Genomic DNA, 15,053 nt, shown 5'->3' with positions numbered 1-15,053 from the left:
TCGAGGCGGTTATGGCTGACGCGTCGTGGTTCAGCCATGGGGTGATCGACAAGCTGGCGACCCTGCGCAACCCGACCCGTTCCGGCCGGCCGTCGGCCGGGATCGAGAACCTAACGATCCGGGAGCGGGACATGCTCACGCGGATCTGTCAGGGGGCCACCGATCAGGAGATCGGGGCCGAGCTGAAGCTGTCGCCGAACACGGTGCGCAATCACGTCTCAGCGCTCTATCGCAAGCTCGGGGTCAACCGCCGCAGCGCCGTGGTGGTGTGGGCGCAAGAGCGTGGGATCGGCCCGAACACCCGGCACCTACGCTAAGGCGGAAGAAAACCGTGACGGAACTACCAAGTTGGCTTGGTGCAAATGTACTTTATGTAAATCGGCGGAACTTCGAGTAGAATTCCTTATTACGCAGTGGTAGCTCTGCTCATGCGGGCATCTCGGAAGATCATCCCCCTGGGTTGATATGAGGAGATCCGCGTGGCCGGGCGTCGGAAGGTGCTCTCTCCCGACCACACCCGGGCACTGATCAAGGAAGCCATCGGCATCATCGAGGGCGACCAGGCGATCCAGGCGGAAGCCGCCGCTGAGATCGCCGCCATCGAAGCTGCGCACACGTCGTTGACCCCCAAGGCAAGATCGAAGCGCTCGACTCACAGGTGATGCTGGGGCGGCGAGTAGGCGCGCGGGCTGCACTCAGCCTCTGCACACCGTCAGCACGTCTGCAGAGGCAGGCCTCTCAACCCAACTGCATGAAGTGGAACTGGACCATGTCCCTCCTCGCCTGGATCGTGCTCGGCCTGATCGCCGGCTTCATCGGCAGCAAGATCGTCAACAACACCGGTCAGGGGCTCGTAGTCGACATCCTGCTCGGCATCGTCGGCGCCGTCGTCGGCGGCTTCCTGTTCAACCAGTTCGGCCAGCCCGGGGTGTCCGGGGTGAACCTTTACAGTTTGCTCGTCGCCATCGTCGGCGCCGTGGTGGTGCTATGGATCTACCACACCCTCATGGGCCGCCGACGGGTGCTTTGATCCAGGCGAACCCTCTTCGCCGATACAGGCCGAAGACCGACCCGATCTCTTAAAACGAAAGCATACCAACTATGGCGTTGTCCCCCGACACCACCCGTTCGACTTTTGATCACGAAGTCCCGACTTCCACCTTGGCCACCCCGGCCGAGGACATGCGCACGATGGCGCTGCACTCGGTCTCTTGGGGGGCGGTGCTCGCCGGCGCCGTGATCGCGCTGGTCGCCCAGGTCATCCTGAACATGGTCGGGCTCGGCATCGGACTGTCGACCGTCGACCCGGCGGGCAACGGCACGCCCACCGCCGGGTCGCTCTCGTCCGGCGCCGGCATCTGGTTCGTGATCTCCGGCATTCTCGCAGTCACCGCCGGCGGCTGGCTCGCCGGGCGCCTCTCGGGGAAGCCCGCCAACACCACCACCGCCTACCACGGGCTGCTCGCCTGGGCGGTCTCGACGCTGGTTGTCGTGTACCTGCTGTCCTCGGCGGTGGGCGGCATCGTCAGCGGCGCATCGAGCGCGGTGTCGAGCACGCTTGGCGGTGCTGGCAACCTGGTCGGTGGTTCAGTGAAGACTGCGGCACAGGCGGCTGCCCCGTCGCTGCCGGGCATGGACAATCCGTTCTCGAACATCGAGGGCCAGATCCGTGGCACGACCGGCAACGATCCGGAGGCCCTGAAGAATGCCGCCGTCAGCGCCATGCGCGCCGCCGTGACCGGTGACGCCGCCCAGCAGAAGGACGCACAGGAGAAGGCCGCCCAGGCACTGTCCAAGGCTCAGGGCATCCCGGTCGATCAGGCCCGGACCCAGGTCGCCCAGTACGTGAAGCAGTTCAACGACACGGTCGCCCAGACCAAGGAGCAGGCCAAGCAGGCGGCGGATGCTGCAGCCCGGGTCGGCTCGCAGGGAGCGCTCTACGGCGCCCTGGCATTGGTCCTCGGTGCACTGTCGGCCTTCTTCGCCGGGCGTGGTGCCGCCGTCGACCCGGTGCTCACCCGCACCGCCCCCGTCGTCACGACCCAGCGTCGGGTCTGACGGTGAGCGACCCCGCCGCCACCGAGCCGCGTCTCCCCGGGACGCAGGACAAGCAGGCGGCGAAGGTCGCCATCGGTGAGAGCGTAACGCTCCCGCTGATCGCCGAGACCGCCCGCATCGACAAGCGGGCGGTGGACACCGGGCGGGTGCGGGTCTCGACCCGAACCGAGGCGGTCGATCAGGTCCTGCGCGAGACCCTGCGCAGCGATCACGTCGGGGTTACCCGGGTGCCGATCAACCGGACCCTGGCCGAGGGCGAGACGCCCCCGGTGGTCCGGGAGGAGAACGGGGTGACCATCATCCCGGTCCTCGAAGAGATCCTCGTCGTCGAGAAGCGCCTCGTCCTACGGGAGGAGGTGCATGTCCGCCAGACCACAGCGGACGAAGACGTCGAGGTCCCGGTGACACTGCGCAAGCAGCACGCCGTGGTCGAACGCGTGGATCCGGAAGGCCACGCCAGCGAGCAGATCAATCCCCTATCAGCTCAGGAGCAAACATTATGACGCAGACGATCACCGCGCTCTTCGATCGCCCGACCGAGGCACAGGCCGCTCAAGCCAAGCTCATCGCCGCCGGCATCCCGCAATCGACGATTAGGCTGGTGCAGGGAGCGCAGACGGCGCGCACCAGCGGCTCTTACGATTACCGCAAGGACGAGGGCGGGTTCTGGGGCTCGCTCAAGGACTACTTCATGCCCGAGGAGGATCGCTACGCCTACAGCGAGGGTCTGAGCCGAGGCGGCACGCTGCTGACCGTGAGTGTCGAGCCGACGCAGTCCGACACAGCCTACGACATCCTGGAGCAGAACGGTTCGGTCGATCTCGACCAGCGTGAGAGTGCTTGGCGCCAGGAAGGCTGGAGCGGCTACTCGGCCGGTGGAGCTACGGCAGCGAGCTCGACCACGGACACGACGGCGACCGGAACCTCGGCTACGGGCGCCGCGGCCCTGAAGGCCGCCGGCACGACCACCGGCGAGTCGGACTACATCCCGGTCGTTGAGGAGCGGCTCAACGTCGGCAAGCGCGTGGTCGACAGCGGCCGGGTGCGGGTGCGCTCCTACGCCGTTGAGAAGGCAGTAAGCGAGAACGTCACCTTGCATGACGAGACCGTGCACGTTGATCGGCGTGTGGTCGACCGGGCGGTGACGCCTGGCGACATGGCTCTGTTCGAGGACAAGGTCATTGAGGCCACCGAGATGCGCGAAGAGGCGGTGGTGTCGAAGGAAGCCCGGGTCGTTGGCGAGGTCGGCATCCGCAAGGATGCGGCTCAGCGCGTCGAGACCGTTACGGATAAGGTGCGCCATACCGAGGTCGAGGTCGAGGACGAGCGCGGCAAAGTCAGCCGCACTGGCACGACCGGCACCACGGTGACGGACGCCGCGCCCGGCACCCGCAAGCCGGTCTGATCCATCCGAGAAGCGCTGCCTGGATCCTTGATGCACCAGGCAGCGCACCATGCCGAGATCCGAGTTCGGGTCGGCCCGTTCTCGACCGCAACCTGTCAAATAGGCCCCGCCATGTTTCTGAACCGCTCGCTTCTTCTCCTCTTGCCGCTGATCGCAGCAGCACCCGCATCGGCGCAGACGACTGTTACCGGGCAGCCGGCAGCGGGTGAGGTCTCCAGTGCGACCTCCGGTGGTCAGAACGCCGTGACGCGGCCGAACACGGATCACGCCAACACGGCATTGGTCACAGGAGCGGGAGCGAACGTCAAACTGGAGCGGGGTGCCAACAGCTTCACTGAGGGTGAGGCCCGCCGGCGTCTCGAGCAGGCCGGCTACCACGAGGTCACGAACCTCAAGAAGGACGGCAACGGCATCTGGCGCGGCGATGCGCTGATGGGCAGCAAGCCGGCCAGCGTCGGCCTCGACTTCAAAGGCAACGTCTCGGTGCGCTAGCCGGTTTCCGCGTTCGATTCATCCGGTTCAAACCCCTCGGAGTGCTTCCATGCCCACACAGACCCTCTCGGCCCTGTACGATCGCTACGACGACGCTGCCGCGGCCGTGACGAAGCTGGAGGCGGCTGGTGTGCCGCACTCCGACATTAGTCTCGTCGGCAACAAGACGGAGACGACCACCACTGGAACCAGCGATCCGGTGGACCATGCCACCAACGGTGCAGGGACCGGTGCAACGCTCGGCACGATCCTGGGTGGCGGTGCCGGTCTCCTCGCTGGCCTCGGGCTGATGGCCATCCCGGGCGTCGGTCCGGTCGTGGCTGCGGGCTGGCTCGTCGCGACGTTGACCGGTGCCGGCCTCGGGGCCGCGGCAGGTGGTTTGACCGGTTCGTTGACCAGCGCCGGCGTGAGCGAGACCGATGCGCATGCCTACGCTGAAGGCGTGCGCCGGGGTGGTTCGCTACTGACCGCGAAGGTGGATGAGGCCCACGCCGCCGTGACCATGCGCATCCTGGAGGAGCATGGCGCTGTCGATCTTGACGCACGTACGCAGGGTTGGGAAAGCGAGGGCTGGAGCAGAAAGACGGCTGGCGCGTCGCAAAGCGATACTTCGACCTTGATTGGTTCGGACGCAGCCGCAGGCTCGATCGTGCGCGAGAACGATGCGGTCGACGCTCCCGTGGCTAGCCCGGATACACGGACGTCCGGTGCTCGCCGGGTGCGTGTCTACAATCACCCGGTCTGATCATCGGGATCCGCGCGCCAGCGCAGCCTCGGCATCGACCAATCCGATCAACCTGGTCGAAAGGCCGCTTCAGGAGTCCAGATCATGGGCCTACTCGACAGTATCATCGGCAGTGTGGTCGGCGGCAACGCCAGTAAGCAGCAGGGCGCCGGCGCCAGTCCCCTTGTAAGCGTCCTGATGAGCCTTCTGGCCGCACGGGCCGGAGACGGCGGCCTTGGCGGCATGCTGGGCAACGCAGGTAACAGTCTTGGCAGTGGCCAGGGTGGTCTCGGTGGTCTGCTCGGAGGTGGCGGAGCAGGTGGGCTTGGTGCCCTCGTCGAGCAGTTTACCCAGGCCGGCCATGGTGGGGCGATCAACTCGTGGATCGGCCAAGGACAGAACCAGCCAATCGCACCGCACGATCTCGGAGCGGCGCTCGGTCCGGAAACGGTGGGGCAGCTCTCACAGCAGACGGGCATGGGAAGCTCCGACCTGCTGTCGCAGCTCTCCCACCTGTTGCCAGGTGTGATCGACCAGCTCACCCCGCAAGGCCGGATGCCGACCGAGCAGGAGCACGCACACTGGTAGCTCTTGTTGCGCCTAACCAGGACAAAACGAGCTTTGCCGTTCCAATTGGATCAGCACAGAGGTGTTCGTCCTTGGCTCCTGACCACAACGCTTGCCTTTCTGATGGTCGGCAGCACCGGAGCCAACCACTAAGTATCGATTAGTTTGGACAAGCTCGATACTCATTCGAGACAGGCCGGCCTCTCCCGCAACGAGATTCTTTCCTGGCTCTCATCAGAGCTTCCTTCGGTGGATCGCTACACCCCCGACGGCAGGCTGCCCGCCCATTGAGGCGTTGCACCTGAGGACATCCCGCATGCCGGTCGGGATCCCTCCCGTCCGGACGCGCCGGTCGACATGACCGCAACGAGCACCGTGACGGTGCCACCCGAGGAACCCACCATGGCCAAGACCGCGCACGCTGAGGCTGCCAAGCACCACGAGGCCGCCGCCAAGTCGCACAAGACCGCCGCCGAGCAACATGAGAAGGGCGACGAGACCGCCGCCGCCAAGCACTCGAAGGAGGCCCATGGCCACTCCGAGAAGGCACACGAGAGCTCGACCAAGGCCCACGGCAAGAGCGCCAAGAAGTAACACGACCCCATCCAACCGCCGGACGCGCATTCCGCGCGCCCGGCACCAACTTCGGAGAAGAACCATGGACGAGAACCGCATCACCGGTGCAGCGAAGGAATTCAGCGGCAAGGTCCAGGGCGTCGTTGGCGACGTGACGGGCGACCGCGAGACCAAGGCCAAGGGCGTCGCCAACGAAGCCAAGGGCAACGTCGAGAACCTGTACGGGCAGGCTAAGGACGCCGTGCGCGACGTTGCCGACCAGGCCGGTGACCTTGCGCAGGGTGCCCTGAAGCAGGGTCGCGACGCCTTCCCCGACGCCGAGCGCACCTACCGTCAGGGCGCCGACACGGTGACGAGCTACGCCAAGGAGTCACCGCTGATGATGGCCGCGATGGCGGGCGCACTCGGCTACCTCCTCGCGATGGTCATCCACGGCCGCCGCTAGGTGCGGCCTCACCCAAGCCGTCCCGCAGGTCAGGAGCATCACCTTGAACGATCCCACCCGACTTGCGTGTCCGCCCCTCGCCGATGGCCCGATGCAGGCGGCACGCTCACCGGCTGGCTTGGCCGATGCCGTGCGCGACCAAGCCAGCGGCTATGCCGACCGGCACAAGATCGAGGCTGCAGGCTTCCTCTCTGAGCTCGCCGGCGCGCTGCGTTCGGGCGGTAGCCAACTGAATGGACAAACACAGGTAAAGCCGTTCGTCCACGCCGTCGCCGACAACCTCGACGCGTTCTCGGACCGTATCATACGCCGAGGCTGGCGTGAGCTTTACCGCGACGCCAAGGGGGTCGCACTAGGCCACCCGTTGGCGACGGCCCTGGTGGTCGGGGCGCTGGGGTACGGCGCCTTCCACATCATCCGGTTCGGCGAAGGCGGTGCTGGCAAATCCCCCGGTGAACCCAGGCAGGCGTGGGGCAGGTACCTTTGAGCGCCGTCCCGCCACCCACATCTGCCCATGGCATTCCCAGTTTGCTCGCCGAAGCGCTCCGGGGTGTAGGCGACGTCGTCCGGGGCGAGATCGCCCTGTTCCGCCAGGAAATAACCGACAGCCTGCGAAGCCTGATCGTCGGCCTCGCGGCGATGGCCGGTGCGGCGGTGTTCGCCGTTGTCGGCTTCCTGGTCCTGGTCGACGCTTTGATGAAGTGGGTCGCCGCTGTCGTCGGCTCGGAGGCGCTCTCCGCCCTGATCGTCGGTGTCGTCTTCCTCGTTCTCGGCGTCGTCCTGGCGCTGACCGCCAGGAGCCGGTTCTCGCTCAACGGGCTCATGCCGACTCGGACAGGCCGCCAGCTTCGGCAGGACGCCACCGTTATCAAGGAGCACGTAGACGCATGAGTGACGCCCACGCACTGGAGCACGAGATCGAGGCAAGCCGCGGCCGCCTGGGCCGGACGCTGCACAGTCTTACGCAGCGCCTCACCCCCACCGGCATCGTCGAAGACATGCTCCGCAGCATCCGCCACGACGCGACCGGGGCCGTCCTCTACGACGGCGCCCTGGAGGCTGTCCGCCGCAACCCGGTGCCAGTTCTCATGATGTGCCTCGGCACCGTGATGCTCCTCAAGGGCAAGAATCCCATTGGGGGGCTGCCTACCGAACCATACGGGATCCGGATCGGTTCGCCGTACCGAGCACTGCCATTGCCTCGAAGCCTCCAGCTACGACATCGAAAAATTCCCGGTGACCGAGACAACGACAGTCCACGACGCAGAAATGGCCAGCGTCGAAAATAGTCCCGGGACGAGGCGGTATGAGCTCGCCGCGACACTGGTCAAGCTTGGGATATTCGGCAGCAGCTTTCCGTCCAGTCGGCACATGTTCTGGCTGGACCAAGTACAGCGCCTAAGCACAAATAATGGCAATGCACTGACTCCCCACCCAGAGAAACGCATTTAATTGCTGCTCTCTAACTCGATGAATTAGCGAGAACACTGCGGCTTAAGCAGCTCTTTCTCTCATTCATATACCCGTTGCGTCTAGTTGAAAGTATTGAAAGGAGTCTTGCATGACCATCGAGCAAGTCTGCCTGGTGGTCGTTCTAAACCTCCTCATTGGCAGCTTCATCACACGACTAAGGCGCCTGCGTACGCACCGATCCGCGAGCTTTATCTTGGTCGCGATGATCCTAACCGGATTCGCTATGATATGGCGCTCTCTTATGGTCTGATATCGTCCCCAATCAACCCGCTTTCAATCACAGGAGTTGATAACATTGGCTGAGAGCGTGTAATAGGTCGAAAGACTATTGTAGATAGGCGTACGCTGCCTCAATACCGAGGTCCCCTGTTGGGGCCTACTTCAAGAGATGCCCCATGACTGACCCTATCCCACAGGTGACCCCATTGCGGACTGAGACCTCGCCGATGGTCTGGACCATATTTCTCGGAACCGCACTTCTTGGGCTGGTGGCTCTACCGCATCGCAGACTCACTTCGCGCTCGGAAGACGCATCGAGTCAGCTTGGCACCGAGGACGGTCCAAAAACTCACGAAGGGGTGGTCGCCGCCCGGATCGCTGATACGGAGGCTGACCGAGGTCGTAAGGCGTCCAGCCCATCTGAGATCCCGGCCAAAGGTTGGTTCGATATTGGCAAGCGCCTGTTCCAGGAGTTCAGCAACGACCGTGTACTGCTGGTTGCGGCAGGCGTCACATTCTACGCCATCCTGGCGCTTTTTCCCGCCATTGGCGCTTTTGTCTCGATTTACGGCCTTGTCGCCGATCCTACGACCATTAACGAACAGTTGGCCTCTCTCCAAAGCGTCATGCCGGGCGGTGCCCTCGACATCATCGGCGAGCAGGTCAAGCGCATCGCAGCAAAAGGTGGCGGCACCCTCGGTTTCACCGCGGCCTTCGGCATCGTCGTGTCGATCTGGAGCGCCAACGGTGGCATGAAGGCAATCTTTGATGCGCTGAACATCGTCTATGATGAGAAAGAGAAGCGGAACTTTTTCTGGTTGAACTTACGATCTCTGACTTTTACAGCTGGAGCGCTTCTCTTTGTAGTCCTAGCTCTTGTCGGCATCGTTGTGATACCGGCTGCGCTAGCCTTGCTGAATTTGGGTTCGATGGAATGGGTGATCACATTAGCGCGATGGCCGATCTTACTCCTGGTCGTCTTAGGCAGCCTGGCGCTTTTGTACCGGTACGGACCGAGCCGAGAAGCTGCGAAGTGGCGTTGGGTCACCTGGGGAAGTGGCGTTGCTGGCGTTCTTTGGATCGTCGTGTCGGCGCTATTCTCGTGGTATGTCTCAAGCTTCGGCAACTACAATGAGACCTACGGGTCCCTTGGAGCCATCATCGGCTTCATGACCTGGATTTGGATCTCTACGACCATTGTCCTGCTCGGAGCGGAGTTAAATGCCGAGATGGAACATCAGACGGTCACAGATACGACAACGGGTCGGCCGGAAGAGCTTGGTGCGCGCAAAGCAAAAGTGGCTGACACCATCGCAGCTGCCGTATGAAAATTGGGTGGATAGTTCGAATGCTTCTGGTTGCAAAATCCATACTTCTCAGAAATATATCCAGGATTCGTGAGAGCTATATTTGAATAATAACTGATAAATAACATTCATCCTATCAATCAGCATGACGGCAATTCGACCATTTTCCGCACATGGGCAGTCGGCGGTTCTCGACGCAACCCGGTCGCTTGGTTCGCCACAGGCGCTTCCAAAGAGCGGCCATTCATCGGCTGTCCGGCAACTTCTACTAGGGGAATAGGCCGAAGCTCGGGCGGCGTCGGAAGGCGGACATCAAACTTTGCTTATTCACCAAACATTATATTTCGTTTCCGGAACTATCACTGGGTGAGCAGGAGCTTCCCCGAGATCGGACCAACGCCTTTAGGTACCGGCACACTGGTAGCGTCGTAGTTCGCGTTGAGGTACAGGTTCGGCCCTTCATAGAGGTTGACTTGTGCGGCGACGATTACGGTGTAGGCGGACTGATCAGCCACAGGCTTGTCCGCGTCGATCACCAACCGGCCAACAGGTAGGTAGATCGTCCCCAGCATGGTCCGCGCGTCGTCACTGATAATGCGGTAGGTACGCAGAGGGCGCGTCAAACCCAGGGGCTGAGGTGTCGGCGACGGGGCCGGGGAAAGAGGAGAGAGCAAAGCGCCTACGAAGCTGATGATTGCGGTCGTCGGGTCGACAGGACTGCTGACAGTTCGATCTTCGGCCATCAATAGGCCAGCCATGATACCCGTAGTCGGAGCTGCTAAGCTGATTGTAGACTTTTTGTCGAACAGCAAACCAGCTTGATCTCCGGCAAAAAACAGGCCGACATCCGTACCTGTCAGTGAGCCCTTCTGATCCACCACGAGCGGCCCATCCTTCATAACGTAGATGCCGGATCGAAGAGTGACGTTCGCCTTCTTCGTGATGTGCAAGCCGCCGCAGTAAGTGCCGGGATCAAGGGTGACGCTCTGGTCGACAAGGTTCTTACTGGTATCACCCTTGCTGTTGGCCGAAGCCGGGATCGGCATGCAACTGCCCGGTACGGGTAGAGAGCGGTCTTTGAGCGGATCACCCAGCGTCGGACAGCCCGTTTGCGGTGGGGGTGCGAAGTTCGCTCGCGCTCCACTGTAGCCCCCCGCCGAGCAGATGGTCTGAGCTTTGGCCATGGCGCTGTCGCCGCCGACCATGCCTTTGACGTTGGATGAATTTGAATAAAGCGAGCACCCATCTGCGGTGACCTCGGCCCTCGTCTGCAGGTTGAAGGCGCCGGGTGCGCTCTGGTCAAGGGTGAGCATGCACAGGCGCATTTTGCCAACGACGTTGGCTCGCGCTTGTACCGCCACCACCGTCGTACGAATGCCTAGAAAGGCGCCGAAAGCCGGCCTCACCGTTTCCTCAGCGCGAGCGAACACACTTGTCTTATCTTTAGCTACAGTGACGGTGAGCGTGAATGGTCGATCCGGTAACAAATGGGCGCTGTCTCGAACCGTCTGTTCGGTCACGCCTTGGACTGATTCAACGGTCGATGATACGAGCTTGAGGGTGTTACCGCCGGCAAGGGTTCCCGCATCGACAGCGCTCTGAAGTTGGGTGCGGCGGTACGAGAGGCGGGCATAGTCGACGCCGCCGCCGACGAGGCCAAGCAGTAGAGTTGCACTTAGACCGAAAATGATTGCGACACCGCCGCGGCAATCAACCAAGAAGCCATCTCGGCGACTTAGCGTACTAGGTACTTCGAAGCGCGGCTCATCAATGGCCTCTTCTAGAGGGACAACCTTCACCTGTGGTGGATTAAAGAGCGATCGCATGGCACTTTGAATGACGGAAGAAAATCAAAATAGTCTTAAAGACGCGCAAAGACTGATGAATGCGTCAAGCGATTGCCGGATAAGAAACGTGTTGTGACGGGGGGCTTTAACTCTATCAAGCAGAAATTAATATTTTAAAGTAATATTAATTATCAACCCACAACAGGCCATCTGAATGTAAATTTCTGCATTGAATGAACATAACTTATTTTTAAGGCTGGTTGTATATGTATACCTCGTATGCTGCACGGTTTGTCTGGTTTCAAGCGGCGGCTACGTTGGGAGGTGCCCATGCAGCTGGGTAGGCATTGCCGATCGGCTTCCTTTGTCAGCTCCGAAAGCGGCAATATCATAGTAATTTTTGGGCTCACCCTGCCCCTCCTCGTCGGTGCGAGCGGCCTCGCGATTGACTACGGCAATGCTGTGCGTATCCGCGCTGTTGAAGCCAGCGTGGCCGATGCGACCGCCCTGCTGGTTGCGAACGCTGACACCGTCGCCGCTGCCACCGAAGGCCTGCGCCTGGCCAGTGCTCAGCTCACCTCGCAACTGGGTTCGGTCAAGACGACCAATGGCTTCCAAGTTAATGGTACGTGGGTTGACGGCGCGAACTACCGGGTGACAATCTCGACGACGCTGAAGACGAGCCTCTTGCACCTTCTACCCGGCATGCCAAGGCAGATTACAGTCGGGACTGCCACGACCGTCAATCGAGTCGCGCCTGTCTACCAGACCAGCCCGCCAACGTTTAGCCAGCTGTCACCTGAGGCTGCTGACTACAACCGTATCTACATGTACTGCTACTCGTCCGATCCAAAACGACAAGCCCAGGCCGACAAGGGTCGCCGAGGCATAGTCGCCATTGCCGACAATGGCGCGCCTTCGACAGATTACTCTAAAGCCACCTTGCCCACCTGTGGCGCCAATGAAGCGCCAAGCTATATGCTGCATAACGTTCGAAACGCTCGCAGCAACAAATCCGCATGGAATGATACGAATCAAGAAATTTACGAGTATTATACCGATACGACCATCGATACGGGAACACGCGTACAGTCGGTGAGCATGAAGGGTTATCGCGTGTACAGCGGAACCACTCTGTCTCCGATCAACATGGTCTCAAATCCGATTTTGGAGACGATTGTCTGCGACACCCTGAGCCAATGCAAAAGTAAGTCGGACGGGGGCATCTTGCCGAATAGTCATACGACCCACAATCCCGCCACGGCGACCGCGAGTTGTAGCGATAACAAGTACATGTATTACGGCTGGGAAGATCGGCCGCCGAACGCTGGTAGCGACATGGACTATGACGATATTCGAGTCATCGTATCCTGTCCGACATTGGTGAAGGTCTCTGACAAGAAATTACGAATCGTCGAATAGCTTGAAAATATGTAGATTGGACATGATCGGCCCCCACGAGGTGATCCAAGAGTGAAGTTAGTGCACGGTGGGCCGCTCCGCCACGAGTAGCTTGGCCGGCGGAGCTGGTCGGGCGAGCGCAGCCGGCTAAGCGGAGAAGGCTGGCACGAACACCTCCGGTGCCGGCGGCCGGTATTTCAGCGAGGCCTGCGGGCGCACGCCGTTGTAGTGACGGCGCCAGCTTTCGATGACGACCTGCGCTTCCCTGAGTGTGTAGAAGATCTCGCCGTTCAGAAGTTCGTCGCGAAGCCGTGCGTTGAAGCTTTCGACGTAGCCATTCTCCCACGGTGAGCCTGGCGTGATGTAGGCCGTCTTTGCTCAGACGCCGGTGATCCAAGCTCGTACGATCTTCGCAACGAACTCCGGGCTGTTATCCGAACGGATATAGCTCGGTACGCCACGCAGGATGAACAGATCTGAGAGCACGTCGATGACGTCGGTTGCCTTCAGCTTGCGGGCGACTCGGATCGCCAAGCATTCGTGCGTGAACTCGCTGCGCGGTCCTTCGGTTCGCCGACCACGGTGAGCATCCGGATCTTGCGTCCATCATGCGTGCGCGCCTCGACGAAGTCGTACGACCACACGTGATTGCGGTGTTCCGGGCGAAGACGGACGCAGGAGCCGTCGTTGTCCCAGATCCGCCCCCGCTTGGGCTGTCTGGCTGGGACCTTCAGACCCTTACGACGCCAAATGCACTCGACGCGCTTGTCGTTGACGAACCATCCGGCCGCCTTCAGCAGCGCGCTGATCTTGCGGTAGCCATAGCGTCCGTACTTCTCAGCCAACGCCGCGAGATCGGCCGTCAGCGCCTCTTCATCGTCGCGGCCCCGCGGTACCTTGCGCTGTGTCGGGCGATGCTGTCCAAGCGCCCTGTAGGCACGGCGCTCGGAGACGGTCATCGTCCGCATGATGTGCTAGACACAGGCGCGTCGGCGCGCAGGGCTCGAGACGTCTTCCCCGGGACGCCTCCTGCAGGATCAGCTTGTCCAGCGTCAAATCGGCGATGGCCTTTCGAAGCCGAGCATCCTCGGTCTCAAGACCTTCATCCGTCGAACTTGATCCGACTTCAGGCCGCCAAACTCACGTCGCCACCGGTAGTATGTCACCGAACTCACACCGAGCGCGCGGATTGCATCGGCCACGCTCTGGCCCTGTAAGATCAGCACGTCTGCCTGACGTAGCTTCGCGACGATCTCCTCGGGCTTCGGGTGCTTTGCCATCTTGTCCGTCCCCCAGGCTCAAAAGCCATACCAAAGGGCGGACCATCTCAATGGGGGCTGACCAATGTCGCGAACGCCAATGTCGTGAGTGTCTCGGTTGAACTCGATGATCGCGCCGTGCTCGATTGTCCCAGTGTCCGTCCGCCCTGAACGTAGCGTGCAAACGATGTGGGCCATAGCTCCGGCAGCCCGGTCAAGCGCGTTCGATCACTGAGAGTTCGCGCCCCAAATCTTCGAGGAAGGCAATGAGCACTGTGCGGACCGTCTCGCTCGTGACCTCCGGGTATTGGAGTAACGGCTCGGAGGAAGGGACAGCGCCTTCGGCGACCTGGGGCAATTCCACGAGGGTTCCCACAGCCGAGTTCCGAACGCTCCCATAGAAGCCGACGAAGCAGGACGGCCAGACCGGGGCGCCGGTTCCAGTGCGGGACGACGTGCCGCTGCAGTAGAATCGTATGCCAGGCGTAGCAAACACCGCCATTCGGTCCAGATCATCGTCTCGGACTACGGAGACGTGCCAGCCGCGCTGCGTTACCTCATTAGCGACCTCGCGCATCGTCGGCTCGATGACCGTATGCGATACGGTATCGAATCGCGCCGTTTCCGCCGCAATCGTCGCCGCCAGTGCGGGATCGTTCTCGGCGACATAGTCTAGGAACCGACGCAGCTGTTCGCGGGCGCCCTCGCGGCCTGCCTTCAAGACCTCCTCGAACGGCCAGGCTTCCTCATGGGTATCGTGATCGTCTCTGGCATCGCTCATGTTCTAACGTCCTCTTTGGGGTTTGACTACTAATTAAAATTCGCCTACTGCTCCACGTTGGGCATCAATATCGGTTCGTGTTATAACAGACAAGCTATGCCGACATTCTTCCGCAGAAGACTTTTTGTGTGAACTGCGGATCAACTAGGCGAGTATGAAATGAAACTTGCGAAGATCTGGGTCCATAAGTCCGCAAGTGCCGCCCATTGCGCGACGGCGTCGCTCCGATCGCATTTTTCCAACTCTCAGCCGAGTCATGTCAGCCGGACAGCACCACGACGTGCAACTTCGGCTTGGATGGCTTGCGATCCGTCCATTGGAACGGGTCAACCCGGACGGTGTCGAGATCGGCGTTGTCGATGGTCCTCACCCATGTCGACGTGAGTATGATGTCCGTGGGTGCTTCACGGATGCGTGGGCTAGGTCGTGAACTCATAACGTCTGGCACGGTTTGGCCGTGGCATCGTTGGTTCTCCGAATGGAGGACCGAGGATGGCGCGGTTTGACCTGACGGATGAAGAGTGGGCGGTGATCGAGCCGGTCCTGCCGACGGACGTGC

General features: G+C 61.5%; 19 protein-coding genes and 1 pseudogene. 17 read left to right on the top strand and 3 right to left on the bottom strand.

Going from position 1 to position 15,053, the window contains the following annotated elements; genetic code table 11:
- The 16 genes from MKK64_RS26310 to MKK64_RS26235 all read left to right on the top strand — a co-directional run.
- Positions 1-317: response regulator transcription factor (locus MKK64_RS26310; protein WP_243938601.1), on the top strand; the 317-nt coding region annotated here is incomplete at its 5' end.
- Positions 318-479: 162 nt separating this feature from the next.
- Entirely contained in the window at positions 480-662 is a 183-nt protein-coding gene (locus tag MKK64_RS26305) for a hypothetical protein (RefSeq protein WP_243938599.1), read from the top strand.
- Between the two features lie 107 nt (positions 663-769).
- Entirely contained in the window at positions 770-1,030 is a 261-nt protein-coding gene (locus MKK64_RS26300) for a GlsB/YeaQ/YmgE family stress response membrane protein (protein WP_243938597.1), read from the top strand.
- Positions 1,031-1,101: 71 nt separating this feature from the next.
- Entirely contained in the window at positions 1,102-2,058 is a 957-nt protein-coding gene (locus MKK64_RS26295) for a hemophore-related protein (RefSeq protein WP_243938595.1), read from the top strand.
- A 2-nt stretch (positions 2,059-2,060) separates the two neighbouring features.
- Positions 2,061-2,561 carry a YsnF/AvaK domain-containing protein gene (locus MKK64_RS26290; protein ID WP_243938593.1) on the top strand — a complete coding sequence of 167 codons (501 nt, stop codon included), beginning with the start codon at positions 2,061-2,063 and terminating at the stop codon, positions 2,559-2,561.
- A complete protein-coding gene (locus tag MKK64_RS26285; RefSeq protein ID WP_243938591.1) occupies positions 2,558-3,463 on the top strand; it encodes a YsnF/AvaK domain-containing protein in 906 nt (301 codons plus the stop codon). The genes MKK64_RS26290 and MKK64_RS26285 overlap by 4 nt, the downstream gene beginning before the upstream one ends.
- 30 nt (positions 3,464-3,493) lie before the next feature.
- The gene (locus MKK64_RS26280; RefSeq protein WP_243938589.1) at positions 3,494-3,955 is read left to right on the top strand and encodes a hypothetical protein; all 462 of its coding nucleotides are present in this window, start codon (positions 3,494-3,496) and stop codon (positions 3,953-3,955) included.
- Between the two features lie 49 nt (positions 3,956-4,004).
- Complete coding sequence (locus MKK64_RS26275) at positions 4,005-4,700, top strand: hypothetical protein (protein ID WP_243938587.1); 696 nt, start codon at positions 4,005-4,007, stop codon at positions 4,698-4,700.
- Between the two features lie 84 nt (positions 4,701-4,784).
- Positions 4,785-5,267, top strand: a complete 483-nt coding sequence (locus MKK64_RS26270; protein ID WP_243938586.1) for a YidB family protein — start codon at positions 4,785-4,787, stop codon at positions 5,265-5,267.
- Positions 5,268-5,411: 144 nt separating this feature from the next.
- Positions 5,412-5,537, top strand: a complete 126-nt coding sequence (locus MKK64_RS26265) for a YidB family protein (protein WP_313898941.1) — start codon at positions 5,412-5,414, stop codon at positions 5,535-5,537.
- A 66-nt stretch (positions 5,538-5,603) separates the two neighbouring features.
- Positions 5,604-5,840, top strand: coding sequence for a hypothetical protein (locus MKK64_RS26260; RefSeq protein ID WP_243938584.1), 237 nt, complete (start codon positions 5,604-5,606; stop codon positions 5,838-5,840).
- A 64-nt stretch (positions 5,841-5,904) separates the two neighbouring features.
- Positions 5,905-6,267, top strand: coding sequence for a CsbD family protein (locus MKK64_RS26255; RefSeq protein ID WP_243938582.1), 363 nt, complete (start codon positions 5,905-5,907; stop codon positions 6,265-6,267).
- 43 nt (positions 6,268-6,310) lie between these two features.
- Positions 6,311-6,754 carry a hypothetical protein gene (locus tag MKK64_RS26250; RefSeq protein WP_243938580.1) on the top strand — a complete coding sequence of 148 codons (444 nt, stop codon included), beginning with the start codon at positions 6,311-6,313 and terminating at the stop codon, positions 6,752-6,754.
- Between the two features lie 41 nt (positions 6,755-6,795).
- Positions 6,796-7,158, top strand: a complete 363-nt coding sequence (locus MKK64_RS26245; protein ID WP_243938578.1) for a phage holin family protein — start codon at positions 6,796-6,798, stop codon at positions 7,156-7,158.
- Positions 7,155-7,556 (top strand): DUF3618 domain-containing protein, encoded by a 402-nt coding sequence (locus MKK64_RS26240; RefSeq protein WP_243938577.1) that lies wholly within the window; start codon positions 7,155-7,157, stop codon positions 7,554-7,556. Before MKK64_RS26245 ends, MKK64_RS26240 begins: the two co-directional genes overlap by 4 nt.
- Before the next feature lie 579 nt (positions 7,557-8,135).
- Positions 8,136-9,287, top strand: coding sequence for a YihY/virulence factor BrkB family protein (locus MKK64_RS26235; protein ID WP_243938575.1), 1,152 nt, complete (start codon positions 8,136-8,138; stop codon positions 9,285-9,287).
- A 338-nt stretch (positions 9,288-9,625) separates the two neighbouring features.
- On the opposite strand, the gene MKK64_RS26230 is transcribed toward MKK64_RS26235, so the two are convergent.
- Entirely contained in the window at positions 9,626-10,984 is a 1,359-nt protein-coding gene (locus MKK64_RS26230; protein WP_243938573.1) for a pilus assembly protein TadG-related protein, read from the bottom strand.
- A gap of 399 nt (positions 10,985-11,383) precedes the next feature.
- On the opposite strand from MKK64_RS26230, the gene MKK64_RS26225 reads away from it, so the two are divergent.
- Positions 11,384-12,475, top strand: a complete 1,092-nt coding sequence (locus tag MKK64_RS26225; protein ID WP_243938572.1) for a TadE/TadG family type IV pilus assembly protein — start codon at positions 11,384-11,386, stop codon at positions 12,473-12,475.
- 57 nt (positions 12,476-12,532) lie between these two features.
- On the opposite strand, the pseudogene MKK64_RS26220 reads toward MKK64_RS26225, so the two are convergent.
- Positions 12,533-13,734: pseudogene (locus MKK64_RS26220) on the bottom strand (IS3 family transposase).
- A 193-nt stretch (positions 13,735-13,927) separates the two neighbouring features.
- The gene (locus MKK64_RS26215) at positions 13,928-14,494 is read right to left on the bottom strand and encodes a hypothetical protein (protein ID WP_243938570.1); all 567 of its coding nucleotides are present in this window, start codon (positions 14,492-14,494) and stop codon (positions 13,928-13,930) included.
- Between the last annotated feature and the right edge of the window lie 559 nt (positions 14,495-15,053).

It is taken from the genome of Methylobacterium sp. E-025 (assembly GCF_022829705.1).
Classification (GTDB): domain Bacteria; phylum Pseudomonadota; class Alphaproteobacteria; order Rhizobiales; family Beijerinckiaceae; genus Methylobacterium.
Note: the sequence above shows the minus strand (reverse complement) of the source record. Positions and strands in the feature narration are given on the sequence as shown.